Origin of the sequence: Micromonospora rhizosphaerae (assembly GCF_900091465.1) — a bacterium.
Classification (GTDB): Bacteria; Actinomycetota; Actinomycetes; order Mycobacteriales; family Micromonosporaceae; genus Micromonospora; species Micromonospora rhizosphaerae.
In genome coordinates this window covers 1145444-1170355 of sequence record NZ_FMHV01000002.1, presented here as the reverse complement: position 1 = coordinate 1170355, position 24912 = coordinate 1145444, and the positions used below count along the sequence as shown (strand labels likewise).

The following is a 24912-nucleotide window of genomic DNA, read 5'->3' as shown; positions in this document are numbered from 1 at the left end:
CCGGGCGGTCAGCGGCGACGGACGGCGACCACGGCGACGTCGTCCTGAACCTCCGGCGGCGCCAGCTCGACCAGCAGCCGCTGGCAGAACCGGTCCAGGTCGTCGTCCACTCGGGACGCGACCGCGCCCAGCGCCGCCATCCCCTCGTCGATGGTGGCGTCCCGCCGTTCGATGAGCCCGTCGGTGTAGAGGACCAGCGTCGCGCCGGCCGGGAGCACGAACTCCAGGTCCGGTGGGCGGGGCGCGCGGACGCCGAGCGGCGGCGCGGGCTGCTGGACGAACTCGGCCCGGCCCTCCACGCTGACCAGCGCCGGCAGGTGCCCCGCGCTGGCCAGCCGGACCAGACCGCTGCTCGGGTGCACCAGCAGCACGCAGATGGTGGCCAGTTCGTTCGGCAGCAGGGTCCGCATCAGCTCGTTGACCCGGTCCAGGATCACCCCCGGCTGGTGCCCCTCGACCGCGTACGCCCGCACCGCGTGCCGCAGCTCGGCCATCACGGTCGCGGCGTGCAGCGAGTGCCCGGCGACGTCGCCGATCGCCATCAGCAGGTGCCCGTCGAGCATCACCAGCTCGTAGAAGTCGCCGCCCACCTCGGTCCGCGCGCTCGCCGGCTCGTACCGGACGGCCAGGTCGAGACCGCCGATCTCGGGGAGCCGGCGTGGCAGCAGGCTGCGTTGGAGGGTCACCGCGATCCGGTGCTCCTCGTCGAAGGAGCGCTGCGCCTCCACAGCCGACGCGACCGCCTGCGCGAGCTGCACCAGCACCGGCGTCCGTACGGTCTGGGTGTGCGTCGGCACCACCACGTAGAGCGGTGGCCGGTCCTCGCGCAGCCGGGCCGCGGCCACGGTCACCGTGTCGCCGGCCGGCCAGTCGACCAGGTCCCAGACGCCCGGGTCGTCGATCCGGACCGTGGCGCCGATGGGCACCCCGGTGTCCTCGACCCCCCACGGGACGACGGACGACTTCGCCCCCGGCGCCGGCGCCACACCGGCCAGGCAGTCGCCCTCGAAGGTCTCGGCGATCACCGCTGCGGGCGACTTGAAGATCTGCGCCGCGCCGGCCGCCGCCGCCTCGAGCAGCCGCACGAAGTTCGGCGCGGCGTGCATCGACACCGTCGCGTCGGCCAGCGCGGAAAGGCGATCGGCGAGGAGCTCGGCTCGTTGCCGCGCCTGGTAGTAGCGGAGCACCGCGTGCGCGGTGGCGACCAGTTCCTCCGGCTCGATCGGCTCGGCCAGGTAGGCGTCCGCGCCCCGGGTCAGCCCCTGCGTTCGATCCACCACATCCACCGCGTGCGCGGAGACGTGGATGACCGGCATCGCCGGAAGGGCCGCCTTGATCCGTTCGCAGACCTCGAAGCCGCTGAGGTCCGGCAGCCGTACGTCGAGCACCACCAGGTCGACCGGATCGATCTCCACCCGGGCCAGCGCCTCGGCGCCGTTCTCCGCCTCGATGGTCTTGAAGCCGGCCCGGGTCAGCCAGCTGACCAGCAGGTAGCGCTTGGTACGACTGTCGTCGACCACCAGCACGGTCGCCGCGCTGCCCTCCACCGTCACGCTCCGCCCACCGGAAGGCTGACCTTGAAGGTGCTGCCCCGGCCGGGCTCGCTGGACAGCTCCAACGTCCCGCCGAGCAGCTTCACCAGCCGGCGCGCGTACGGCAGGCCGAGGCCCGTGCCACCGACCCGGGTCGCCCCGGGCACCTGGTAGAACTCCTCGAAGATCCGCTCGTGCAGCTCGGGCGGGATGCCGACGCCGGTGTCGGAGACCGACAGCGACCAGCGGTCCTCGTGCCGGTCCGCGCGCAGCCGGACCTCGCCCCGCTCGGTGAACTTGAGACCGTTGTGCAGCAGGTTGCGCAGCACCTGGGCGAGCAGCACCTCGTCGGAGCGGATGGTCGCCGGCCGTGGAAGCTCCTCCACCACCAGGTTGACGCCCGGCCTCGTGGCCAGCGCCCGGACGGTGCCCCGGAGCTGCCCGAAGAGCGCCCGCAGGTCCACGTCGGCCCAGTTCGGCTCGATCCGGCCCGACTCCGCCTTCGCCAGGTCGAGCAGCTCGTTGACCAGCGTGAGCAGGTCGGACGCCGACGAACGGATCAACCCGACCTGCCGGGCCTGCTCGACGGTGAGCGGATCGGACGCGGAGTCGGCCAGCAGCCGGGCCAGCCCGATGATCGCGGCGACCGGGGCACGCAGCTCGTGGCTGACATTGGCCAGGAAGCGGCTCTTCGACTCGCTCGCCGTCCGCAGCTGGGCCGACTTCTCGTCCAGTTCGGCGTAGAGGGCCACCACGCCGCGATTGGTCTCCTCCAGCTCCTCGGTCAGCTGGTTGTAGAGAGCCATCACGCCCCGATTGGTCTCCTGGAGCTCCTCGTTGAGCACCTCCAGCTCGTCGCGCTGGCTGCGCACCTCGTCGAGCGCGGCGATGAGCTGCTCGTTCTGGGCGGCGAGCTCGTCCAGGGCGCTGCCCGGTGCGCTCTGGCTCAGCTCCGCGCGGAGTTCGGCGAGTCGCACCGGGGTCAGCGCCTGCGCGTTGGCCGGGACACGTCGGGACATCCTCACGACCGTATCCCCATCGGCGGGGACTACGGCCAGCATGTCGACCAGCCGCGCCACCGCGCCGGACTGCGGCTCGTACCGGCCGTCGGGCAGCGGACCCACCGGCGCGAGGTCCACCCGCAGCACGGAGCGGCCGGCGGCGAGATCGAAGACGACCGAGAAGGTGACGTCCGCGCCGCCGACCGAGTGCAGCAGGTCTCGGGCCACCTCGCTCAGCGCGGTGGCGATGCGTACCTGGTCCTGGTGCTCCAGGCCGACCGCGGCGGCCGCCTCCCGGCCGCGCTGCCGGACGAGGAAGATGTCCTGTTCGATCCGGAGCGCCATCTGGAGCAGCGGCAGAGTGTCTGCGGGATCGGTCATGACTCCGCCCGGGCGACCAGGACGCAGGCGTCGTCGCGGCGGATCCCGGCGTCGCGGAGCAGGGTCGCCGCCGTCACCAGGGGCGCCCGCCCGTCCAGACCCGGGTAGTCGGCGAGGTCCCAGCGGTCGACCACCCCGTCGCTGTGCATGACCAGCGTCGCGCCGGCCTGCCACGGGTAGTCGTACTCCCGCACGGCCGGACGCCGGTGGCCGGCGATGCCGGGCAACGAGACCAGGCTCCGGCGCCGCTCGCCCCCGACCACGATCATGGCTGCGATGTTGCCCAGCCCGGCGTACCGGAGCAAGCCCGCGGCCGGATCCAGCTCGGCCACGGCGAGCGCGGCGCCCCGGGTGTGCGACATCGCGCGGTGCAGATGCAGCACCACGGCGCCCGGCGGCCCGGCCGGCGCGGCCCGGAACGCGGCGAACGCGGCATCGGTGGCGGCGGCGGCCAGCGGCCCGTGCCCCAGACCGTCGCAGACCAGCACCTGGTGCCGGCCCTCGGCGACCCGGACGGCGTACCCGTCGCCGCTGACCTGCTCGCCGGTGATCGGCCGGGTCAGCCCACCGGCCCAGGACGGCTCCGGCGCCGGCCCCGACCAGACCTGTACGGCCAGCACGGTGCCCCGCCCCGGCAGCGAGTACCCGTCGAACCAGCTCGCCTGCCGGGCGATCGCGCCGAGACCGATGCCGAGCGTCCCGGTGGTGGAATGCCCGTCCCGCGACGACACGGTCAGGTCGGCCATGCCGGGCCCGGAGTCGATGGCGATGAGCTCCACGCCGGCCCGTCCACTCCGGCGCACCGGCCGGAGCAGCAGGCTCCCCTCCTCGGCGTGCTTGACCAGGTTGCTGGTCAGCTCGGCGGCGACGATCGCCAGGTCGGCGGTCCGGGACGCGCCCAGCTCCAACTGGGTGCCGAGGCGCTCGGCCGCCCGGCGTACCGCGCTGGCCGCGCTGCTGCTCTCCACCCGGAACCAGATGCCGTGGTCGGAGAGCAGGTCCCCGCTCATCGGGACCACTTGGTGATGGTGATCCGGGTCCCCTCGCCGACGGCGGTCCAGACATCGAATTCGTCGACCAGCCGGCGGGCCCCGCTCAGCCCCAGGCCGAGCCCGTTGCCGGTGGTGTAGCCGTCGGTCAGGGCCAGCTCGATGTCGGCGATGCCGGGCCCGGAGTCGGCGAAGAGGATCCGCACCCCGCGCCGGCGGTCGTCCTCGACGGTGACCACCTCGGCCGTGCCGCCGCCGCCGTAGACCAGGGTGTTGCGGGCCAGCTCGCTCGCGGCGGTGACGAGCTTGGTCTGGTCGACCAGCGAGAGCTTTACCGCGACCGCGACCGTACGCACCAGCTGGCGGACCCGGACCACGTCCTCGTCGCTCTGGATCGCCTGGATCTGCGGCACGCCCAGATCGACACCGGCGGTCATGTGGTGGCCGTCGTCTCGGCATCCTCGTCGGCGTCGACCTCGTCCCACTCGTAGACCCGCGCCGCCGCGATCAGCTCCATGCCCCGCTCGACGTTCAGCGCGGTCCGGATGCCGTTGAGCGACAGGCCCAGTTCGACCAGGGTGATGGCGACGGCGGGACGCATCCCGACCACCACGATCTCGGCGTCCAGCACCTTGGAGATGGACGCGATGGTGGAGAGCATCCGGCCGACGAACGAGTCGACGATGTCCAGCGCGGTGATGTCGATGATCACACCGTGGCTGCCGGTTGCGACGATTCGTTCGGCCAGGTCCTCCTGGAGCTGGACCGCCGTCTGGTCGGACATGTCGACCTGGATGGAGACCAGCAGGATGTCGCCGATCTTCAGGATCGGCACCCGCTCCATCAGGACTCCCGACGCGGCTGCCGGCGGGTGGTCTCGACGCCGGTCAGCCGCAGCACGTGGCGCAGGGCGTCGGCGAGGCTCGCCTTGGTGGCGATGTCGCCGAACTCGATGCCGAGGGCGACGATGGTCTGCGCGATCTGCGGCCGGATGCCGGAGATGATGCAGTCGGCGCCCATCAGCCGGGCGGCCACCACGGTCTTGAGGATGTGCTGGGCGACCTGGGTGTCCACCGCCGGGACGCCGGTGATGTCGATGATCGCGTACGGCGATCCGGTGTCGACCAGGGTCTGCAGCAGCCGCTCCATCACCACCTGGGCGCGGGCCGAGTCGAGCGTGCCGACCAGCGGGACGGCGACCACGCCCTCCCAGAGCTTGACCACCGGGGTGGAGAGTTCGAGCAGCTGCTCGGCCTGGTCGGCGATCAGGCTCTCCCGGGTGCGGACGTAGCTCTCGAAGGTGAAGAGCCCCATCTGGTCGATCAGCCCGGAGAAGGCGACGTAGTCGCGGAGGGTAGCCGCGTCCTGGCCCTCCTCCATCAGCTCGAGCAGGGCATCCTTCAGCGCGAAGACGCTGATCGCGGTCTCGGTCGCGGTGAAGCCCTGCCGGGCGCGGCTTCGGGAGAGCTCGGCGAGCACCGCGCGCAGCTCACCGCCCTGCTCGGAATCCAGGTCGGTGATGCCGTTCTCGCCGGCGTCGATCATGCTACGGCGCAGCTCCTGCACCTGGCGGGCGAGCTCCGCCTGGCTGAGCCGTCCGCGCAGCGACGCGCCGACGACCTCCGTCCACCGCCGGGTCAGCTGCTCGGCATGCTGGCTCAGCAGGCCGGCGAGCCGGCGACTCTCCTCCGGGTGCAACGCCACGGTGAGACCTCCCTTGACCTGGACCGGTGCCGGACTCTATCACCGCAGCCCTGCAACTATTGCCGCGAGGCAAGAATGATCGTCGGAACCCGCACCGGCTCCCGTTCTGCGTGTCCCCCACTTCGTGGGATACCGTTCCACCGAACACAGGAGGTCGGCGAATGTCCCTGACGGTGCAGACGGAACAGCGCGGCGACGTGGTCGTCGTGTCGGTCGCGGGCGAGTTGGACATGGCGACCGCACCGCAGTTGCAGGACCAGATCACTGATCTGCTGGACAAGGGGCGCAACCGCCTCGTCTTCGACCTGGCGGACGTGTCGTTCTGCGACTCCACCGGGCTGTCCGTGTTCGTACGGGCCAAGAACAGCTGCGACGAGGCCGGCGGCGTCGTCCGGCTGGCCGCCCCGCAGCGCGGCGTGCTGCGCATCCTGGAGGTCAGCGGCCTGGTCGAGGTGCTGCACACCTACCCGACGGTCGAGCAGGCCGTCGCGGGCGACCCGACCCCGGCCTCCTCCTGATCGTCCCCTCTCAGCGCTCGTCCTCGATGTGCCGGGGACGGGCGATCACCATGCCCGCGGTCGTCTGCACCGCGAGCGCCGCCAGCAGGAACCCGAGCGGCAGCCGCCAGCCCCCGGTCGCCTCGTAGAGGATGCCGACCAGCAGCGGGCCGAGCGCGGCGATGAGGTAGCCGACGCTCTGGGTGAAGGCGGACAGCGACACCGTCCCCTCGGCGGTCCGCGCCCGCAGGCCGATGGTGGCCAGGATCAACGGGAAGGCGCTCTGCCCGATGGCGAGCAGGACGACCCAGAGCAGCGCGCCGGCGGCCGGGACGACTGCCAGCCCGAGATACGCGAGCGTCATCGCGGTCGAGAGCGACAGGATCAGCGGACGCAGCGTGCGCACCCGGGCGGCGAGGGCCGGCATGACCAGGGCGATCGGCGTGCCGAGCGCGGTCACCCCGGCGAGCAGGAGACCGGCCGTCTCCGGGCGGTAGCCGGCGTCCCGGAACAGCTGAGCCAGCCAGCCCATGATGGCGTAGGCGCCCAGTGACTGCGTACCGAAGTAGGTGGCCATCGCCCAGCCCAGCCGGGTCCGCCCCGGCCGGATCCGGGGCCGATCGACCCTCGCCGCCGTTGGGCTCGCCGCCCGTCGGGACGCGCGGGCGCGCAGGGCCAGCGGCACCCACGGGAGTACGGCCACCGCGGCCAGCCCGGCCCAGACCGCCAGGCCGGCGCGCCACGAGCCGAGCGCGTGCGCGACCGGCACGGTAGCGGCGGCCGCCACGGTGGCGCCGACGGTCAGCGCCATCGAGTACGCGCCGGTGACCAGCCCGAGGCGGCCCGGGAAGTGCTGCTTGACCAGCATCGGCAGCAGGACGTTCGCCACCGCGATCCCGGCCAGCGCCACCGCGCTGGTGACCAGGAAGACCGCCGACGAGTCGGTGAGGACGCGCAGCACCTGTCCGGCGACGAGCGCCAGCATCGCCACGATCAGCACCCGGGCCGACGAGTGGCGGCGGACCAGCCGCGGAGTGACCGCCCCGAAGACGGCGAACGCGATGGCGGGCAGGGTGGTGACGACGCCGGCCATCGTCCCGGAGAGGGCCAGACCGGTGCGTACCTCGTCGAGCAGGGCGCCGAGGCCGGTGATCGCGGCGCGCAGGTTCAGCGCGACCAGCAGCATCCCGGCCAGCACCAACAGGCCGCCCGTGGCGGGGGACGCCGGCGGGGCCGGCGCGGGTGCCGGTCCCGGGGTGACGTCGACGCTCGGAGCGGGCGGCGCAGCGACCGTGGTCGGGTCCGCGCAGGCGGTCGGTGGCGGGGTCATACCCTCGAACCTACAATCATGGGATGAATTCCGGACGGGGGATGTAACCAGTGACACCGCCGGTGGATTCCGTCCCCGTACCGCCCCGCGGGCACCGGGTGCGGCAGACGATCGAGCAGCTCCGGGCGCGCATCCTCGGTGGCGAGTGGCCGGTGGGCGGCCGCATCCCGACCGAGCCGCAGCTCGTCGCCGCGCTCGGGGTAGGGCGGAACACCGTCCGGGAGGCGGTCCGCGCCCTGGTCCACGCCGGCGTGCTCGAGTGCCGTCAGGGCTCCGGGACGTACGTGGTGTCGACCGACGAACTGGCCCCGGTGGTGGCCCGCCGGTTCACCGACGAGCGGATGGCCGAGGTGGTCGAGGTGCGCCGCGCCTTCGAGGTGGAGGCGGCCCGGCTCGCCGCCGTCCGACGTACGCCCGCGGACCTGGCGGCGCTCGACGACGCGCTCGCCGCCCGCGAGGCGGCCTGGCGCTCCGGCCGGGTCGACGAATTCGTGACGGCGGACGCCACGCTGCACACCGCGGTGGTGGCCGCCGCGCACAATGCCATGCTCGCCGAGCTGTACGCCTCGGTCGGCGCCGCGCTGCGCGGCACCGTCGCCCAGGCCATGGGCGGCGCGCTGGAGCCCGAGCGGTACGTCGATCATGATCGGCTCGTGGCGGCGATCCGGGACGGCGATCCGGAGCGGGCGGCGATCGAGGCGGGTGCCTTTCTGGAGCCGCAGTCCACGGCATAGGTTGTCCCGGACGCAGAATCGGACAGCACAGGAGTGCGGATGCTCAAGGGCTTCAAAGACTTCATCATGCGCGGAAACGTCGTGGACCTGGCGGTCGGTGTCGTTATCGGTGCGGCCTTCACCGGCGTGGTCACCCAGCTCACCAAGTCGTTCCTGGAACCGCTGATCCGGGTCTTCGTGCTGCTGCTCACCGGCAGCCGCGACGGGATCGCGGGCACCGCTCCCGACTTCCGGGGCATCCCGTTCGACTGGGTGGCCTTCGTCAACGCGGTGATCACCTTCCTACTCACCGCGGCGGCGCTGTACTTCCTGGTCGTCTACCCGATGAACCGGCTCGCCGAGCGCCGGCGGCGCGGCGAGGAGCCGCCGCCGAAGGCGCCGAGCGAGGAGATCAAGCTGCTCACCGAGATCCGGGACGCGCTGGTCGCCGCCGGCCACCACACGCCGGGGCAGCAGCGGGGGGCGCTGGACGAGGTGCTGGGCCGCCGGAACGAGCCGCCGGTCAACCGCTGACGTACCGCCTGCACATCGGCCCCTGCGGGAATCCCGCAGGGGCCGTCCCATGTCGTACATGTGTTCGATAGAGTTCCGCCATGGAACAGCGCAGGCACTGGTGGAACGGGAAGTGGGGGCGGCTGGCCCGGCGGGACGTCTTCCTCCGGGTGGACGCGGACCGCTGGCACGTCGAGCAGCGGGCCGGCGGCGCGGAGGGGGTCTCCCAGTTCTACGAGTACGACAGCGCGGACGAGGCCGAGGAGACCGTCCGGGCGCTGCTGGCGGGCCCGGACACCTGGCGCGAACTCTCCCCGCGCCCGCCGAGCGGCTGGACCCCGCCTGTTTAGCGCACGGGCGGCCCGGGAACCGCGCCTGAATGAACCAGCAGGGTACGCAGCAGGCGACCATCTCCCGGGTCACCACCGGCATGCGGGTGGTCGACTCCACCGGCGTCGAGGTCGGCACCGTGGATCTCGTCCAGCGCGCCGACCCGAACGCGGTGACCGTGCAGGGACCCCCGACCGCCGACCCCGGCAGCAGTCTTGACGAGCTGATCGAGTCGACGGCGGTCGAGGAGCCGGACGTCCCCGCCGACCTGGCCGCCCGGCTGCTGCACGGCGGCTACCTGAAGGTCTCCACCGAGCTGGCCCGCACCGGCGCCGTCTACGTGCTCGCCGACCAGATCGCCGCCGTCACCGACGGCCAGGTACGCCTCGACGTCCCCGCCGCGCAGCTGTCGGCTGAGGAGTGAGCCGGGTCCGTGGTGGGGGCGCCTCCCGGATCCCCGGCGACCGGCCCGGCTGCCGCCGAAGGGCTGGGGCAACCCGTACCAGGAGGGGATCCTGCGGCTGATCAGCCTCACCGAGGCGGGCGGGGCCGACACCGACTCCCGTCGTCGGACCAGCGGGCCCCTCCCGGCGCCGCGGCTCTACCCGGTCGCGCCCACCGGCCGGGAAGGTCAGCCGGGCGGCGCCGAGACCGGCAGCCGGCGCCGCACCGCCCAGAGCGCCGCCTCGGTACGCGACGCCGAACCGGTCTTGCGCAGCAGATTCGACACGTGCACGGTCACCGTCCGCACCGAGATGCCGAGCGCCCGGGCCGCCTGCTTGTTGGACATCCCGGCGACCAGGCAGCCGAGCACCTCGATCTCCCGGCCAGTCAGCTCCGCGTCCGGCGGCTCCGCGTCCGGCGGGGCCGCCGGCCGGGGCACCGGCGGCCGAAGATGCTCCGGCAGCGGCTGGTGAACCAGCCCCTCCGGGCCCGCCCCGGCGTGCGCGGCGAGCAGTTCGGTCAGCACGTACGGGTTGCCGCCGGTGCGCTGCCAGACCGCGGTGGCCACCGGCTCGGCGGGGCGCGTCCCGCCGTACACCTGGGTCAGCACCTCGGCCACCTCGGCCGCGGTCAGCGGGGCGAGGTGCTGGCGCACCGCGCCGCGTACCCCGCAGAGGCGGGCCAGCGCGCGGACCGTGAGGTCCGGCGCGACCGCGTCGGCCGGCGGCCGGCTGACCACCACCAGCAGGGCCGGCAGCTCCGGGGTGGCGGCCAGCTCACACAGCAGGTTGAGGCTGGCCGGATCGAGGGCGTGCAGGTCCTCGACCACCAGCACCGCCGGGCCGGCGCCGACCAGCAGCCGCACCGTGCGGACGGCGAGCCGCAGCAGCGTGCCCGGTGCGTAGCGCTCGCGCGGCGCGGTCGGTTGCTGGGCGAGCCAGGCGAGGGCGTCGGGCGGCAGGTCGAGGCCGCTGGTGTCCCGCCCGCTGAGCACCGCCGCCAACCAGTCGTACGGGGCCGGGTCGTGCACCCGGGCGGCGCCCGCGAGGACCATCGCCGGGCGCGGGGCGAAACCCTCCAGGGCGGCCGCGACCAGCAGACTCTTGCCGACTCCGGCGGCGCCGGTGATCACCGTGACGGTGGGTGCCGGCCGGTCACCGGAGACCACGGTGCACCATGCCCGGTCGAGCTCGGCCAGCTCGCCGGCGCGCCCGACCATGGACACCGGCATCATTTCTCCCACCCTACGCAGTAGTGCGTAGAGACGGCGGCAGGGTCTTCTTGGCAAGCTAGGCCCATGACGCTCATCCTCCGCTCGGCCCTCCTCAACGACGTCGGCCTCGTCCGGACCAACAACGAGGACTCCGCCCTCGCCGGTGACCGCCTGCTGGCGGTGGCCGACGGCATGGGCGGGCTGCCCGCCGGCGAGGTGGCGAGCGAGATCGTCATCCGCATCCTGGACGAGCTGACCCCGCCTACCGTCCCCGACGAGGCCGCGGACGCGCTGCGCGCTGTGGTGAGCACCGCCAACCAGCGGATCCGCGCGGCCATCACGGTGGACCCGGCCCGCGACGGCATGGGTACGACGCTGACCGCCGCACTGCTCGCCGGCGACACCCTGGTCCTCGCCCAGGTCGGCGACTCCCGCTGCTACCTGCTACGGGACGGCGGGCTGGCCCAGCTCACCCGGGACGACACCTTCGTCCAGGCGCTGGTCGACCAGGGCGCGCTCTCCCCCGACCAGGCCCGGCACCACCCGCAGCGGTCGCTGGTGACCCGGGCCGTGCAGGGCTTGGACGCGCCGCCGGCGATCGGGACGCTCACCGTCCTCGCCGGCGACCGGCTGCTGCTCTGCAGCGACGGCCTTTCCGACTACGTCGACGACGCGGCGATCGCCGCCGCGCTCGGCACCTACGGCGACCGGCAGCAGTGCTGCGAGCATCTGGTCAAGCTCGCCCACCAGGCCGGCGCGCCGGACAACGTCACCGTCGTGGTCTGCGACCTCACCGAGGTCTGACCCGATCGCCCGCCAGCGGGACCGGGACGACCGGTGGCTGCTCACCGCCGTCCGGGACGGCGAGACGCTCGGCGCGGTCACCTACCGGATCGACGACCACGGCGGCACGCTGCTCGCCGACGACCTGCTGGCCACCGACCCGCAAGCTGGAGCTGCAGCCGGGCGACAGCACCGCCGTGGACAGCGTCCCGACCGCGAGGCTCACCGCCGCCGGGCTCTCCGCGCTCGCGTACGGGGTGCTCGACCCGGCCGATGTGGACATCCGTGGTCTCGGCGTGGTGCCGGGGGACGCGGCGGCCGAGCTGCGCCAGCTCTTCCCTCGCCGGCTGCCCTACCTGTTCGCCGACTTCTGACTGCGGTCAGGTGGTCCGGTCGGGAGCCGTGTTGGCGCTGGCGGCGGCGGGCAGCAGGTGCCGCACCTCCGGTTCGCCCTCGGCGAGTTCCTTGGCCCGCTCCTCCGCCTCCTGATCCGCTCCCGTCAGCCGGCCGCCGTGCTGGCGCAGGTGTTCGTCCCAGGACGGCACCATGTAGACCTCGGCGAACCGGTTCGTGGTCTCGCCCTCGCGGAACAGCCCCCAGCGCATCGCCCCGGTACGCTGTCGGAAGCCCCGGACCAGGTCCATCGCCTTCAGGAACTCCTGCTCCCGCTCCTGCCGCACGGTGTAGGTCACCTCCACCAGCACCGGACCCACCCGGGGATCCGGTTCGAGCGCCAGTTCCAGTCGGGGCAGGTAGGCGGTCGGGTCCTTGCTCACCCCGCGCAGGTCGGGCAGCGGCCAGATCTGGGACGTCACCGCGCCGACCAGCATCAGCGCGGCCGCCACGTAAAACGCGGTGACCAGCCCGGCGGTGTCGGACAAAACGCCCCAGGCGAACGCGCCCACGGCCTGCCCGCCCCCCTGGACCACCTGGTAGACGGCCAGCCCGCGGGCCCGTACCCAGCCAGGCAGGAAGAGCTGGATCTCGGCGTTGACGTTGGCGAGCACGGTGACCCAGGCCAGCCCGGCCGGGAGCAGGGCGACCAGCACCACCGGGACGACGCGCACCGTCGCCACCACGATCAGCGCCGCGCCGTAGAACGCCCCGGCCACCAGCAGGAACTGGTTGGCCGTTATCCGGGTGCGGATCCACGGCATCAGCAGGCCGCCCAGGATGGCACCCACGCCGAGGGCGGCCAACAGCAGGCCGTACCCGCTGGAGTCCATGCCGAGGCGACGGCTGGCGATCAGCGGCAGCAGCGCCCACAGGGCGCTGGCCGGTATCACGAAGACCAGCGCCCGGCGCAGCAGCCGGCGCACGACCGGAGAGTGCCGCACGTACCGACCGCCGGCGCGCAGCGCGGCGGTGAACCGCTCGGGCACCTCGACGGCGCGAGCGTTGCCGGGCCGCCACCGGAACAGCGCGAGGGCGAAGATCAGATACGCCGCGGCGTTGAGGGCGAAGACCGGAGCGGCGCCCGCCTTGGCGATCAGCACGCCGGCGGCGGCCGGGCCGACGGCCCGGGCCACGTTGACGCTGATCGAGCCGAGCGCGGACGCCGCCCGCAGCTGATCGCGCGGTACCAGCTCGGGAATGACCGCCGCCCAGGCCGGCAGGGTGAGCGCCTGCCCGACCCCGAAGGCGAAGGTGAGGGTGAGCAGCAGCGCCGGCGGCATCCGCCCGGTCGCGGTGAGCACGGTCAACGCCCCGGCCACCGCGACCATGAACAGCTGCACCGAGATCAGCAGGTGCCGGCGGTCGAAGGTGTCCGCGAGCGCGCCCGCCGGCAGGGCCAGCAGCAGCATCGGCAGCAGGCTCGCCGTCTGCACCAGCGACACCAGCGTCGAGGCGTTCGGCTGGTGGACCAGCAGCCACTGCGCGCCGACCGTCTGCATCCAGGTGCCGATGTTCGCGGCGAGCAGCGCCAGCCACAGGTTGCGATAGACCGCGGTGCGCAGCGGCGACCAGGCCGAGACCGGTGCCTCGACGGAGGTGCCCGCCGCCGTTACCACCGCCCGTCCGCCCGCAGCACCCGCTCCCCCGAGACGTACAGGTCGTCCGGATCGAGCAGCAGCAGCCGGGTCACCTCCGGGGCTACCTGCTCGGGCAGGGCGTAGACGTGGTCCAGGAACTCGTCACCGACCCGCTCCTGCAACCGGGTCGGCATCGGCCCCGGATCGACCTCCATCACCTTGATCTGGTTGCTGTGCTGCGCCTCCGCCAGCGACTCCACCAGGCTCTGGCCGTAACTCTTGGTCGCCCGATACACCGGGATACCGGGCCTGGGTCTGGTCACCGCCATCGCCCCGACGTACACCAGGTTGCCGAACCCCTGCCGGCGCAGGTGCTGCAGCGCCTCCCGGAACACGTACGTCGTGCCGAGTGCATTGACCTCCACGGCCCGCCGGATGCGCTCCGGGGGCAGGTCCACCAGATCGCCGCCCGCCCACACCGAAGCGCACGCCGCTACCCCGTCCACCGTGTCATACCGGTCGATCACCTCGGCGAACGCCTCCCGCACCTGGTCGTACGAGGACGTGTCGCACACCACGCCCGCGCAGCCCAGCTCGCCGGCCACCGCGGCGACCTCCTCCGGCCGGTCGCCCAGCACCGCCACCCGGTGCTCCTCAACGAGCAGGCGGGCCACCGCCAGGCCGAGCCCGCTGGTGCCACCGACCACCACGAAGGTTCTGGCGCCCATGTCCCTCCAGCCGTCGGTTGCTCGACGGCTCGGCGTTCCCGGTTTTGCGCCCGACACACCGGTGTACGGTCCATCTCATGCCGGGCTGGTTGCAGGCGGGCGGCTGGGGACTGCTGGCCGGATCCGCCCTGTTGGTCGGGGCGGCGCTCGGCTGGTTCGCCAAGGTGTCACGGCGGGTCATCGCGTCGATCATGGCGTTCGGGGCGGGCGTGCTGCTCTCCGCGGTCTCCTTCGACCTGATCGCCGAGGCGCACGAGCGGGGCGGGCTGACGGCGACCACGATCGGGGCCGCCGGCGGCGCGTTGGCGTACACCGGGGCGAACGTGCTGCTGGCCCGAGGCGGCGCTCGGCACCGCAAGCGCTCCGGCGACCAGCAGCCCTGCGAGCAGGAACAGCCCGGCTCCGGTTCGGCCATCGCCGTCGGCGCGCTGCTGGACGGCGTACCGGAATCGGTGGTGATCGGCGCGAGCCTGCTTGCCGGCGGTCCGGTCAGCCTGGTCACCGTGGTCGCGGTCTTCCTCAGCAACGTTCCGGAGGGGCTGTCCAGCGCGGCCGGCATGCGCCGGGCCGGCCGGTCGAGGCGGTACGTCTTCCTGCTCTGGACGGCGATCGCGCTGGTCAGCGGGCTCGCGGCGCTGCTCGGCTACACACTGCTCGGCGGCACGTCACCGGCGGTGCTGGCCACGATCACCGCGCTGGCCGCCGGTGCCATCCTGGCCATGATCGCCGACACCATGGTCCCCGAGGCGTTCGAGGACGCCCACCTCCTGGTCGGGCTGATCACCGTGCTGGGGTTCCTCACCGCCTTCGCCCTCTCGCACGCCTGACTTCCGCCGCTTGAGCTGCCGGTCAGCCGCTTGACGGCGGGTGTGGGGTGCGTCAGTAGGGGTTGCCGTGACCGGGGGTGCGGGCTTTCCGGAGCGCCGCGGGGCGGCCAGGCAGGTCGGCGTCGGCCGACATGGGTGGGGCGTCGGTGCCGACCCGATGTGCCATGCCGGCGAAGAGTTCCTTGAGGGCGGTCAGCGCGTCGATCCTCGGCGTCCAGCCAAGCTCGGTCTCGGCTCGGTCGCTGGACATCAGCGGCGCGTTCAGGGCGAGCTCCACCCAGCCGGCGTCGACCGGTTGCAGCCGCGCCCGCCAGGTGAGCGCCGCCGCGACGCGCAGCACCGGGGCGGCCACCGGCACCGTCCAGCCGTGGAAGTGCCGGGCGACCAACTCCGGGGTCAGCACCGGGTCCGCGGCGATGTTGAAGGCGCCTCGAGCCTCACCCAGCACCGCCCTCGCGTACGCGTCGGCGACATCGTCGGCGTGCACCGCCTGCATCCGTAACCGGCGGTGGGCGGGGACCAACGGGATCCGGCCGAAGCGGAGCAGCCGGACCGGGGCCAGCGGCCCGAGGAAGTAACGGGTGATCTCCGTGCCGGCCTCGCGCTGGAAGGTCAGGCCCGGCCGCAGCCGGACCACCCGCAGTTGCGGGTGGTCGCGGTCGACCGTGTCGAGCATCGCCTCCACCTCGGCCTTGTCCCGGCTGTACGACGACCCGGGCACCCCGGTCGCCGGCCAGCGCTCGCTGATCGGGTGGTCCTTCGGGCCGGACGCGTACGTGCCGACCGACGAGGCGTACACCAGGGCCGGCACGCCGGCCCGGACGACCGCGTCGATCACGGCGCGGCTGCCGCCGACGTTGGTCCGGTGCAGGGTGTGCTGGTCGTGGCTGGGCTGAATCTGCCAGGCCAGGTGGACCACCGCCCGCGCGCCGGCGAAGATCGCGGCCAGCCTGTCGGCCGCGCCGGGCGCCCCGATGTCGCAGGAGTGCCACTCCACCCGGTCGTACGGCTCACCGGCGTCCGGGCCGGGCAGCCGACGGGCCACCCCGACCAGCTCCGGCCCCGGCTCCTGGCGCAGCCGACGCAGCAGCGCGGTCCCCACGTTGCCGGTGGCTCCCACGATCACGATCCGCATGCGAGATGCGGTACCCGCTGAACCGGACTCCAACCCCTGATCGGTCAGGGGCGGGGCGAGTGGCGCACCCAGCCCTTCTCCTGCCGGCGGCGCCCCTGAGTGGCGGCCAGGCAGCGCGGGCAGATGAAGCCGACCGGGTCGGCCTCGGTGAGCACGTCGGTCGAGGCGTAGTCGAACGGCACGTGCGGAAAGCGGCGCAGCCGGGTCCGGCTGAGCGGGAGCCCGCAGACGGTCTGGTTCCGCCCCGGCAACCAGGCGTGCACCTCGCCGCCGGGCTGCCGTACGCCGTCCGCGCCGACCTCCTCGCTCGACGCCGCCACCGCCGGCGTGCTGCTCATCCTCATGCCGGTCACGGTTCCCCGCTGGCGGCACCCCATGCGGGGCCGTGTCGTCCGGCTGCGCGCCGACATGGTAGTCGCCCAGCCGGTCGGACATGCCAGGTCGCGGTGGCGGACCACACGGGGCCGGGGTGCTGGCCGGCATCCGCCTGTTCCCCTTTGGGGCTGCCCGCACGGATGGGGTGGTCGCCGACGCCGACGCCGGGCCCGGGGCGGCCGGGCCCCTGCCGGCTTTCCTTTGGAGCTGCCCGCACGAACGGGGCGGTCGCCGACACCGGGCCCCAGGTGCCGCCGGCCACGTGCCGGCTTTCCTTTGGAGCTGCCCGCACGAACGGGGCGATCGCCGACACCGCACCCCGAGTGCCGCCGGCCATCCTCAAGGGCCTCGCACCCATACGCGGTCGCCTCGGCGTCGGCTGGCGGACATCGACGGGCGGCGGGAAGCCGGAAGGCCCGCGCGGCCGGGTTCCGGTAGCCTGGGCGGGCGGGCCGCTAGCTCAATGGCAGAGCTGTGGACTTTTAATCCATAGGTTCAGGGTTCGAGTCCCTGGCGGCCCACTCAACCGCTGGTCAGCGACCGTGACCGGGGTCGTCGATGCCAGCTATGCCCGGTCGGCGGGCGGCTGCAGGCAAGCCGCTGGTTCGGTCGCTGCGCCATTGGCTCCGTCGAAGCTTGGGACGGTCGGGCAGATCGGCTGTCCTGCCCCGTCTGCTGCGGACACCGGGAGAGGATGAAGACGGAGCGGAGCCATCGGGTGACGGTGCTGCCCGGACTTCGACAGAGAGAGGATTTTTGTGCAAGCGATCACTGTGCGGGACCAAGAGGCCGGATTGGCCGGGCTGACCCTGACCGAGGTGCCGTACCCGCACCTGGCGGAGAACGAAGTCATGGTGCGCGTGCACGCGGCAGGGTTCACTCCCGGGGAGTTGACCTGGCCGGGGACGTGGACCGACCGTGCCGGGCGGGACCGCACCCCGTCCGTTCCCGGACACGAGGTGTCCGGTGTCGTGACCGAGCTGGGCTACGGCACCACTGGGCTGAGCGTGGGGCAGCGTGTGTTCGGTCTGACCGACTGGACGCGCAACGGCTCTCTGGCCGAGTACGTGGCCGTCGAGGCCCGCAACCTCGCCCCGCTGCCCGCGGACGTGGACCACGCCGTGGCCACGGCCACGGTGATCTCCGGACTCACCGCCTGGCAGGCCCTCTTCGTCCACGCCCGCATCGAAGCGGGTCAGACTGTCCTGATCCACGGCGCCGCGGGTGGTGTCGGCTCGATCGCAGTCCAGCTCGCCCGCGAGGTCGGAGCACGAGTGATCGGCACCGGCCGCGCACGAGACCGAGACACCGCGCTGAAGCTTGGTGTCGACGCGTTCGTAGACCTCCAGAACGACACTCTTGAGGACGTCGGACAGGTCGATGTGGTCTTCGACGTGATCGGCGGAGACATCCGCGACCGCTCCACCGCACTCGTGCGTCCCGGCGGCACGCTCGTCACCATCGCTAGCCCGCCGGAGATCCAGCCGCAGAACGGTCGCGCGATCTTCTTCGTCGTCGAAGCCGACCGCTCCCAGCTCACCGAACTGGCCACGCGACTGCGCGACGGACGGCTCACCCCGAACGTCGGAGCCACCCGGCCCCTGTCGGAGGCAGTGGCCGCATTCGGGCCCGACGCCCCCCGAGTGCCCGGGAAGACCATCATCCGCGTCACGAACGACGATTAACCGGGGCTCCCTCCTCCCGAGTGCAGGGAGGGGAAGGAATCACCTGAGCCCACAGCAGGCGGGCGCCCAGCCGCACCCTCGGTGCTTGTGGCGGAACCCAGCGGGTAATGGTCCCCACAAGCCGGCCGCCGACACAGCGACTAGGAGCGAGCGGATGGGCACACGACACGCCTCGGCAGATGGCCTCGCTTCCGTAGGCTTCTCGGTCCTACGCTCCGCACTGGCGACGAACATATTGTGGATCGGTGCGCTCAAGTTCAAGCAGTACGAAGTCGAAAACGACGAGCCCCTGGTCACCTCGAGTCCGCTGTTCTCGCGATTCCGCCAGAAGCTGGGCGCACAAAAGCTCAACCGACTCATCGGGGTCACGGAGATCACCATCGGCTCTCTGATCGCCGCGAAGCCGCTTGCGCCCAGAGCGTCGGCGATCGGTAGCTTCGGGGCGGTGGGGATGTTCCTCACCACGCTCAGCTTCCTGGCCACGACGCCCGAGGCTCGGCAGGAAGGGCAGGGGATGTTGAGCCTTTCCCAACTGGGGCAGTTCCTGTTGAAGGACACCGTGCTCCTCGGTGCCGCTCTCCTGACAGCCGTCGAGTCGCTGCACGCGGCCCGCCACCGATAAAGATCCGGACTATTCGCGGAATTTCCTGGTGGGAGGACCCGAATGGCCCCGGCGACCGCACGGTCGCCGGGGCCGGTTCTTCCGGTACGGCTCAGGACTACACGGTCGGGACGAGGCCGATGTCGACGAACGTCTGCTCGGCGTCCTTCACCTCGACCACCGCGCTCCAGCCCCGGTTGTAGTAGCCGCCGGTGCTGCCGACGATGTCCGAGTCGGTGGCGTCATCGCCGACGTCCGGGGTCGTGAAGCTGTACGGCACCCCGTCCTGCAGGTAGACGTTCGCCACGTACCGGCCGGGCTTCAGGCGGGTGGAGTAGATGCCATTCTCGTTGAGGCTAGCCGTCGGAACGTCCCAGCTCGGTCGGGTGCCCTCCAGCACGAACTCGATCCTGCCGATCTTCCCGTACGCGCCCGGCTCGTCCGCGTCGCGCTGGCCGTCGCGGTCGGTGTCGATCCAGGCGTGGCCGGTCATGATGCCCTCGGCGACGTAGACGGTGCTGCCCTGGGCGGTGTTGTTCTCGGTGGTCTCCTCCGTGCTCGTGGTGGAGGCGGTGGCGGTGAAGGTCAGCGGACCGTCCGGGGTGCCCGGGCCAGCCGTCATCCGCAGCCGCAGCCGGTTGTACGGCTGGGAGATGTCGTACGCGCCCTCGCGGGCACACTCGACGGCCCGGTCCGCGGTCTCGTCCACCACGGCGCAGGTCCATCCGGGGAACTCGGGGTCGAGGGACGCCATCTGCACGGTCGGGGCCAGCGGCACCCGGACCTTCACGTTCTCGGCCGGGCTGCCGCCGATGTTGTCCATTTCGACGTACACGTCGAACTGCTCGTTCGCTTTGACCTGGTAGTTGGGGACGACGGACACCCAGGCCACGACGATGTCCGCCGGGCGGGGCACGACGTACCGGAACGCGGTCTCACCGCCGTTGTTGGTCAGCGACCGCTCAGTCGCGGTGGTCGAGACCGACCCGGCCATGGTCAGGGTGTCGCCCACCGTGCCGGCCGGGAAGTAGACCGACAGGTTCAGGTACTCGCTCTGCCCGACCTCGACCCCGCCGGGCCCGGTGCAGACCCAGGTCGGGGACGACGCATCGCACTTCCAGCCATAGAGCTCGGCCTCGGCCGGGTCCATCCGGGCCCCCGCCGGCGGGGTGAAGCGGAAGGTGACATCCGGCGCGGCCACCGTGCCGACGTTGGTGGACACCGCCTGGATGAAGGCTCGCGCGCCCATGCCGCCCAGGTACGAGATCTCGGTCAGCTCAGGCCGGAACTCGAAGTTGAGGTCCGGCTGGACGACGTAGCGGACCGCGGTCGTGCCGGTGTTGTTCGCCGTCGACGACTCGTGGCTCTGGGTGCCGGCGGTCGCCGTGATCGTCGCCTTCTGGTCGTGCTCGCCGGCCGGCAGCGTGACGTACAGGTACAGCGTGGGAGCGGCGACATTGGCAGCGAGGTCGCCGTACTTGCACTTGAGGGCGTCGGCGTCGCAGGTCCAGCCGGTGGCCAGCTCGCCGTAGCCCATGGTGGCGTTGTCCGGCAACGTGATCTTCACGGTGGTGTCGGCGGCCTCGGCGCCCCCCGCGTTGCGTACCGAGACGTCCAACCGGACGATGTCGCCCGCCGGGCCGACCTCGGTTGGGTCGGTGGCCAGGCCGACCACCAGGTCGGCGGGGCTGGGAGCGGCGGAGGCGACACCACCGGGAAGAAGCGTGCCGAGCGAGGTCGCAACCGCGAGGGTGGCGAGCGCGGCGCGACGCGCCCGCGCGAGTGTGGATGAACCGGTCATGGTCTCCCTGACTGACGAGGGGTACTGGGCAGGACGGGCAGCACTATCCGGACCAGCGGCGGCGGTCATCGGAAACGTGGCCCGATCCACCTATCAGGCGTCCGGACCATCGAGGGGGTTACATCCGGGGACCGATCAGCCGTCCACCTGGGACCCATCAGTGCAGGAGGACCGGCGGGTCGGGCGGCGGAGGAGACACACCGCCGGCCCTCGCGTCCATGGTCCGGCTGCACCGGCCCTCCACCTGGTACGACGGTTTAGCCACCGACCGTCGAGGAGGTACCCGATGACCAGCAAGCGGGAGACCGTGGAGGTCGACCCGGTCGTGTTCCGCGCCGTCTACGACTCGCCCGCCTCCCTGCCGGGCCGGCACCGCTGGACCACGCCCGAGTCGGACGTCCGTCGGCTGGAGAAGCTGCTCAACATGCCGGCGCGCAGCATCGGCGCGCCGCTCTGGGTCAGCGGCGACGAGCCGGACTGCCCGAAGTGCGGTCGCCGGGTGAACTGGTACGACATCGTCTCCTCGGCGCTGCACGGCGTGCACGACCGGGCGATGATCGCCCGGGTGATCCTGGGTGAGCGCAAGTACGTCAACACCGAGGTGCCGGACGCGATCCCCGGGGTGCACTGCGCCGACTGCCGCACGCCGATCACGGGGTTGCGCAGCTTCAAGTGCCACAACTGGGCGTACGCCTTCGAGGACCTCGAGGCGCTCGTGGAGCGGATGTCCGGCCTGCCGGGCCAGCGGTCAACAGCCGGGCCGGGCGGCCCGCAGGTCCCGGACGTGACGTAGGCCGGGGCGGCCATCGAGCATCACCTCGTCGACCGGCGTGAACCCGGTGCGTCGCAGCACCGCGAGGGAGCCCGCGTTGTCCACTGCGGCGGCGGTCACCGCATCAGAGTCGGCTGTGAGGCCCCTGAGACTTGGCTGCCCTCCCCCTGATTCCCACGGCAGCGGGCAGGTGAGCCGAGTATGAACGGTTGGTGAGGTGATTCATGACTGACACCGTTATGACCGGCGTTCCCGACATCAGCGCCGACTGGTACCACGACATCGTCGAGTTCGCCGACGGCACCCCGCAACCGGTGCAGGGGTTCGCCGCGCACTTCACCGAGGGCGCGATCCTGCTGCTCGGTGTGCTGCTGGCGCTGGCCGCCGTGACGCGGCTGCTCGGCGGCGACGTCCGCGCCCGGGCACTCGCCCTGGCCGCGCCGGTGTCGGTTCTGCTCGCGTACGGTGGCAGCGAGGGGCTCAAGAGCCTGGTGGCCGAGGAACGCCCCTGCCGCAGCCCGGCCGACCTGGTGATCGTCGCCGGCCACTGCCCCCCGGTGGGCGACTGGTCCTTCCCCAGCAACCACGCCACGATCGCCGGGGCGCTGGCCGGCGCGACGCTGCTGCTGCACCGCCGGATCGGGCTGATCGCCGCGCCGTTGGCCGTGCTCGCCGCGCTCTCCCGCACCTTCATCGGCGTGCACTACCCGCACGACGTGGCCGCCGGTCTGCTCCTGGGAGTGCTGGTCACCACCCTGATCACCCCGCTGGCGGCCCGCCCCACCGCCGAGATGCTCCGGTGGTGGGTCCGCCGGTCGGCCCGCCCGGTGGTCGACGCCCGCGGCCCCGCCCGCCGCTGACCGCGGGGCACCCCGGCCAGCACATGCCGGACGGGCGTCAGTCAGGGCAGCCGGGTCTGGAGGACGCCGTCGATCACCCGGGTCGGCAGGACCTGCTGGTCGTTCGCGGACGGCCCGTGCACCACCTCTCCGCCGTTGAGCCGGAACGTGCTGCCGTGCCAGGGGCACACCACGCAGGCGTGGCCGTCGATCTCCTGCACGTCGCCCTGGCCGAGCGGGCCGCTCTGGTGCGGGCAGCGCTCCAGCATCACGGTGACGTCGTCACCGTGCCGGTAGAGGATCACCGAGACGTCGTCCTTCACCTGGCGGGTGACCAGCTCCCGCTGCGGCAGGGCGGCCATGTCGGCCAACGCGTGCCAGCCGCCGGCCATCCGGTGCAGCTCGGAGTTGCTCTGGCTGACCTGCGCCCCCTGCTTGTACGCCAGGTGGCCGCCCAGGTAGGCCCCGGTGCTCGCGGCGGTCAGCCCCAGGTAGCCCAGCGTCCGGCCCAGCCGGTGCTGCCCGCTCAGCCGCGCGGCCAGCGAGCCGACGTAGAGGGCCACCCCGACGCCGTTGGTAGTGGCGTGCACCAGGCCGACCCGGCGCTGGTCGCGGGAGAGCGCGGCCCAGTCATTCAGCCCGGCCACGGCCGCCGGCACCGCGCTGGCCGTACCGATCCCGACCAGGGTGGTGGCCGCCCGGCGCTGATCGGGGAGCATCAGGTCGACCATGGCGGCAGACATCCAGGCGCCCACCGGCACCTGCACCAGCGCCGGGTGCAGCGGGTGTCCCAACCAGACGCCGTGCAGCAGGTCCCTAACCCGTTGCGGACGCAGAATGCCCTGCACGACGCGCTGCAGCCGGTCGCCCACCCGGTCCAGCGCCGAGGCCTGTTCGAGTTTCGTCAAGAGTGCTCGCACCCGGTCCGACTTCCCGGCAGGAGCGGCCCGAAACCGGGCGGCGATGACAAATCCGCCGCCCGGCCCGCGTCAGCGCCAGTCCTTGACCTTCGGATAGAGGGTGGCGTCGCGGAAGAGACCGTCCAGATTCCCGCCGAATGCTCGCAGGGTGGCCTTGTCGTGCGCGGTCAGCTCCACATAGAGGCCCTGGACGCCGTACACCTGGAGGCTGGCGCCGCCGTCGATGGACGAGCGGCGGCGGGCCGGGTGGCCGTCGAGGGTCGAGTCGGGGTCGGCGAGCACCGCGTTGTCGCCGGAGGCCGAGGTCCGGGGAATCACCATGACAACGAGCGGCCAGTCCCCGTACCGGGTCCGCCGGCCGGCGCCGTACGACAGCTCGACGCCCCAGGTACCGTCCGCCGTCATGGTCACCCGGTACGACACGGGCTTCAGGCCGACCGGGAGGGGCCCGAGGCGCACCGGCAGCCGGACCGGCGAGTTCAGGCCGTACCGCACGTCGAGCGCGATCCGGCGGGCGAGCGCCCTGGGGTCGTCGCCCTCGGCGACGCCGTGCACGATCACCTCGGCCCAGGCGTCCGGGGCGTACTCCCAGCGCAGGGCGGCGGCTCGGGGTTCGGGGGTGGGGGTGGTGTTCCATCGCGCGGTCCGGCCGTTCACCGGGTCGGCGGGTTCCAGCCCGGCCGAGCCGGCCCGGCCGCTGGGGAGGGCGAAGTCGCTGGACATGTCGTGGGCAATCTCGCGGCCCGCCGGCACGATCCGCAGGTCGACCATGAGCCCGGCGGGGTCCGCACCGGTCCCCTTCACCGGCGTCGACGCGTTCAAAGCGAGCTGAGTGGTTCCAGTCGTGACGGTCCGCTCGGTCGGCCCGTCCGGGAGCCAGCCGAAGTCCGCGTACTGCCTCTTCGGGTCGAAGGCGGCCGGAGCCCGGTCGGGCATCGGCGCCACGGGGGCGGTCGGCGTCGTCGCGGGCAGGACGGGTTCCGGCGACCCGGGCCGGGCGAGGAGCGCGGGGGCGGCGGCCAACACCCCGACCACTGCGAGCCCCACGCCGCACGCCGCGGCCATCCGGCGCCGCCGCATCCGCCGGCGCCCGTCGCGGACCGCCCGGTGCAGGTCCACGCCGGACGGCGGAAGCGGTACGTCCCGCAGCGGCGTGAGCAACTTCTCCTCCATCACTTCCCCTCTCCGGTGATCGCGTAGGAGGCGGTACCGAGCAGGCGGCGCAGCTGGGCCAGACCCTGCGAGGTCTGGCTCTTGACGGTGCCGGCGGTGCAGCCGAGGATCGCCGCCACCTCGTCGACGGGCCGATCGTCGAGGAAGCGGAGCACCAGCACGGCCCGTTGCCGAGGCGGCACCTGAGCGAGCGCGGCGCGCAGCAGTGCTCGGTCCTCGACGGCGTCGTCGGGTGGCGCGGGCACCCGCTCGGGCGGGGTGTCCACCAGGCGTACCCGGGACCAGAGCCGGCGCCTCTCGTCGAGGAAGACCCGGACCAGCACCGTCCGGACGTACGCGTCGAGGTTGTCGGCGGCGCGGGCCCGGCGCCAGTTGACGTAGATCCGGGTGACCGCGGTCTGGACCAGATCGTCGCCGCGGTGCGCGTCCCCGGTGAGCTGGCAGGCGATCCGGCGCAGCGCCGCCAGCCGCGCGGTGACGTACTCGACGTACTCCTGCTCCAGGTCCGCCCGCATCCACCCACCCCGTCCGTGAACCATTCCACCCCGGTGACGGGGTCGGCCTTCCTCCAGGTTGTACGCCCGGCGAATTTTCTCGGCGAGGCGACACGCCCACATCATCTGGTGTGCTGGCTTTTGCTCGACCACTACATC

Annotated in this window: 28 protein-coding genes and 1 tRNA gene; 13 read left to right on the top strand and 16 right to left on the bottom strand. The window is 72.6% G+C overall.

The genetic code is table 11. The annotated features are described in order from the left end of the window. Positions 1 to 8: 8 nt before the first annotated feature. From GA0070624_RS05730 to GA0070624_RS05705, 6 genes are read right to left on the bottom strand one after another with little or no spacing between them, the layout of a single operon-like run. Entirely contained in the window at positions 9 to 1553 is a 1545-nt protein-coding gene (locus tag GA0070624_RS05730) for a SpoIIE family protein phosphatase (RefSeq protein ID WP_425413493.1), read from the bottom strand. Then, the gene (locus GA0070624_RS05725; RefSeq protein ID WP_091337282.1) at positions 1550 to 2914 is read right to left on the bottom strand and encodes a sensor histidine kinase; all 1365 of its coding nucleotides are present in this window, start codon (positions 2912 to 2914) and stop codon (positions 1550 to 1552) included. The genes GA0070624_RS05730 and GA0070624_RS05725 overlap by 4 nt, the downstream gene beginning before the upstream one ends. Next, positions 2911 to 3924 carry a SpoIIE family protein phosphatase gene (locus GA0070624_RS05720; RefSeq protein ID WP_091348225.1) on the bottom strand — a complete coding sequence of 338 codons (1014 nt, stop codon included), beginning with the start codon at positions 3922 to 3924 and terminating at the stop codon, positions 2911 to 2913. Before GA0070624_RS05720 ends, GA0070624_RS05725 begins: the two co-directional genes overlap by 4 nt. After that, positions 3921 to 4340, bottom strand: a complete 420-nt coding sequence (locus GA0070624_RS05715; protein ID WP_091337280.1) for an anti-sigma regulatory factor — start codon at positions 4338 to 4340, stop codon at positions 3921 to 3923. Before GA0070624_RS05715 ends, GA0070624_RS05720 begins: the two co-directional genes overlap by 4 nt. Next, complete coding sequence (locus GA0070624_RS05710; protein ID WP_091337278.1) at positions 4337 to 4747, bottom strand: STAS domain-containing protein; 411 nt, start codon at positions 4745 to 4747, stop codon at positions 4337 to 4339. Before GA0070624_RS05710 ends, GA0070624_RS05715 begins: the two co-directional genes overlap by 4 nt. Then, complete coding sequence (locus GA0070624_RS05705; RefSeq protein ID WP_091337277.1) at positions 4747 to 5607, bottom strand: STAS domain-containing protein; 861 nt, start codon at positions 5605 to 5607, stop codon at positions 4747 to 4749. The genes GA0070624_RS05710 and GA0070624_RS05705 overlap by 1 nt, the downstream gene beginning before the upstream one ends. Positions 5608 to 5768: 161 nt before the next feature. Here GA0070624_RS05705 and GA0070624_RS05700 point away from each other — a divergent pair, with 161 nt between their 5' ends. Then, positions 5769 to 6125: an STAS domain-containing protein gene (locus GA0070624_RS05700; protein WP_091337275.1), complete on the top strand. Its 357-nt coding sequence runs from the start codon at positions 5769 to 5771 to the stop codon at positions 6123 to 6125. Positions 6126 to 6135: 10 nt separating this feature from the next. On the opposite strand, the gene GA0070624_RS05695 is transcribed toward GA0070624_RS05700, so the two are convergent. After that, positions 6136 to 7434, bottom strand: a complete 1299-nt coding sequence (locus tag GA0070624_RS05695; RefSeq protein WP_091337273.1) for an MFS transporter — start codon at positions 7432 to 7434, stop codon at positions 6136 to 6138. A gap of 50 nt (positions 7435 to 7484) precedes the next feature. On the opposite strand from GA0070624_RS05695, the gene GA0070624_RS05690 reads away from it, so the two are divergent. From GA0070624_RS05690 to GA0070624_RS05675, 4 genes are all read left to right on the top strand, one after another. Beyond that, entirely contained in the window at positions 7485 to 8168 is a 684-nt protein-coding gene (locus tag GA0070624_RS05690; RefSeq protein WP_091337271.1) for a FadR/GntR family transcriptional regulator, read from the top strand. A gap of 39 nt (positions 8169 to 8207) precedes the next feature. After that, positions 8208 to 8681 carry a large conductance mechanosensitive channel protein MscL gene (gene mscL / locus GA0070624_RS05685; RefSeq protein ID WP_091337269.1) on the top strand — a complete coding sequence of 158 codons (474 nt, stop codon included), beginning with the start codon at positions 8208 to 8210 and terminating at the stop codon, positions 8679 to 8681. Positions 8682 to 8761: 80 nt separating this feature from the next. After that, on the top strand, positions 8762 to 9010 hold the full coding sequence (locus tag GA0070624_RS05680; RefSeq protein ID WP_091337267.1) for a hypothetical protein: 249 nt from the start codon (positions 8762 to 8764) through the stop codon (positions 9008 to 9010). A 29-nt stretch (positions 9011 to 9039) separates the two neighbouring features. Continuing rightward, positions 9040 to 9414, top strand: coding sequence for a hypothetical protein (locus GA0070624_RS05675; RefSeq protein WP_091337266.1), 375 nt, complete (start codon positions 9040 to 9042; stop codon positions 9412 to 9414). Between the two features lie 207 nt (positions 9415 to 9621). On the opposite strand, the gene GA0070624_RS05670 is transcribed toward GA0070624_RS05675, so the two are convergent. Beyond that, positions 9622 to 10668, bottom strand: a complete 1047-nt coding sequence (locus GA0070624_RS05670) for an AAA family ATPase (protein WP_091337264.1) — start codon at positions 10666 to 10668, stop codon at positions 9622 to 9624. A 63-nt stretch (positions 10669 to 10731) separates the two neighbouring features. Between GA0070624_RS05670 and GA0070624_RS05665 the strand changes: the two genes are divergently transcribed. Both GA0070624_RS05665 and GA0070624_RS35550 read left to right on the top strand, forming a co-directional pair. Further along, positions 10732 to 11451: a PP2C family protein-serine/threonine phosphatase gene (locus tag GA0070624_RS05665; protein ID WP_091337262.1), complete on the top strand. Its 720-nt coding sequence runs from the start codon at positions 10732 to 10734 to the stop codon at positions 11449 to 11451. Positions 11452 to 11627: 176 nt separating this feature from the next. Then, a complete protein-coding gene (locus GA0070624_RS35550) occupies positions 11628 to 11804 on the top strand; it encodes a hypothetical protein (RefSeq protein ID WP_245718671.1) in 177 nt (58 codons plus the stop codon). A 6-nt stretch (positions 11805 to 11810) separates the two neighbouring features. Here the strand turns inward: GA0070624_RS35550 and GA0070624_RS05655 are convergent, their stop codons facing one another. Further along, entirely contained in the window at positions 11811 to 13442 is a 1632-nt protein-coding gene (locus tag GA0070624_RS05655) for an MFS transporter (RefSeq protein ID WP_091337260.1), read from the bottom strand. After that, a complete protein-coding gene (locus tag GA0070624_RS05650; protein ID WP_091337258.1) occupies positions 13436 to 14131 on the bottom strand; it encodes an SDR family NAD(P)-dependent oxidoreductase in 696 nt (231 codons plus the stop codon). The genes GA0070624_RS05655 and GA0070624_RS05650 overlap by 7 nt, the downstream gene beginning before the upstream one ends. A 77-nt stretch (positions 14132 to 14208) precedes the next feature. On the opposite strand from GA0070624_RS05650, the gene GA0070624_RS05645 reads away from it, so the two are divergent. Further along, entirely contained in the window at positions 14209 to 14958 is a 750-nt protein-coding gene (locus GA0070624_RS05645; RefSeq protein WP_091337256.1) for a ZIP family metal transporter, read from the top strand. A 52-nt stretch (positions 14959 to 15010) separates the two neighbouring features. Here the strand turns inward: GA0070624_RS05645 and GA0070624_RS05640 are convergent, their stop codons facing one another. Next, a complete protein-coding gene (locus GA0070624_RS05640; RefSeq protein WP_091337254.1) occupies positions 15011 to 16093 on the bottom strand; it encodes an NAD-dependent epimerase/dehydratase family protein in 1083 nt (360 codons plus the stop codon). A 44-nt stretch (positions 16094 to 16137) separates the two neighbouring features. Further along, positions 16138 to 16437, bottom strand: a complete 300-nt coding sequence (locus GA0070624_RS05635) for a hypothetical protein (protein ID WP_091348222.1) — start codon at positions 16435 to 16437, stop codon at positions 16138 to 16140. Positions 16438 to 16917: 480 nt separating this feature from the next. On the opposite strand from GA0070624_RS05635, the gene GA0070624_RS05630 reads away from it, so the two are divergent. From GA0070624_RS05630 to GA0070624_RS05620, 3 genes are all read left to right on the top strand, one after another. Next, positions 16918 to 16989, top strand: a tRNA-Lys gene (locus GA0070624_RS05630). 237 nt (positions 16990 to 17226) lie between these two features. Continuing rightward, complete coding sequence (locus tag GA0070624_RS05625; protein ID WP_091337252.1) at positions 17227 to 18153, top strand: NADP-dependent oxidoreductase; 927 nt, start codon at positions 17227 to 17229, stop codon at positions 18151 to 18153. A 154-nt stretch (positions 18154 to 18307) separates the two neighbouring features. Further along, on the top strand, positions 18308 to 18775 hold the full coding sequence (locus tag GA0070624_RS05620) for a YkgB family protein (protein ID WP_091337250.1): 468 nt from the start codon (positions 18308 to 18310) through the stop codon (positions 18773 to 18775). 97 nt (positions 18776 to 18872) lie between these two features. Here the strand turns inward: GA0070624_RS05620 and GA0070624_RS05615 are convergent, their stop codons facing one another. Then, positions 18873 to 20555 (bottom strand): SdrD B-like domain-containing protein, encoded by a 1683-nt coding sequence (locus GA0070624_RS05615; protein WP_091337248.1) that lies wholly within the window; start codon positions 20553 to 20555, stop codon positions 18873 to 18875. A 286-nt stretch (positions 20556 to 20841) separates the two neighbouring features. On the opposite strand from GA0070624_RS05615, the gene GA0070624_RS05610 reads away from it, so the two are divergent. Then, complete coding sequence (locus GA0070624_RS05610; protein WP_091337246.1) at positions 20842 to 21348, top strand: hypothetical protein; 507 nt, start codon at positions 20842 to 20844, stop codon at positions 21346 to 21348. Positions 21349 to 21551: 203 nt separating this feature from the next. Continuing rightward, the gene (locus GA0070624_RS05605) at positions 21552 to 22187 is read left to right on the top strand and encodes a phosphatase PAP2 family protein (protein ID WP_091337244.1); all 636 of its coding nucleotides are present in this window, start codon (positions 21552 to 21554) and stop codon (positions 22185 to 22187) included. A gap of 41 nt (positions 22188 to 22228) precedes the next feature. Here GA0070624_RS05605 and GA0070624_RS05600 read toward each other — a convergent pair whose 3' ends face one another. The 3 genes from GA0070624_RS05600 to GA0070624_RS05590 all read right to left on the bottom strand — a co-directional run bounded on the left by GA0070624_RS05600 (position 22229) and on the right by GA0070624_RS05590 (position 24774). After that, the gene (locus GA0070624_RS05600) at positions 22229 to 23086 is read right to left on the bottom strand and encodes a Rieske (2Fe-2S) protein (protein ID WP_091337242.1); all 858 of its coding nucleotides are present in this window, start codon (positions 23084 to 23086) and stop codon (positions 22229 to 22231) included. A 69-nt stretch (positions 23087 to 23155) separates the two neighbouring features. Further along, positions 23156 to 24259 (bottom strand): hypothetical protein, encoded by a 1104-nt coding sequence (locus GA0070624_RS05595; protein ID WP_091337240.1) that lies wholly within the window; start codon positions 24257 to 24259, stop codon positions 23156 to 23158. Further along, complete coding sequence (locus GA0070624_RS05590; protein ID WP_091337238.1) at positions 24259 to 24774, bottom strand: SigE family RNA polymerase sigma factor; 516 nt, start codon at positions 24772 to 24774, stop codon at positions 24259 to 24261. The genes GA0070624_RS05595 and GA0070624_RS05590 overlap by 1 nt, the downstream gene beginning before the upstream one ends. Positions 24775 to 24912 lie beyond the last annotated feature (138 nt).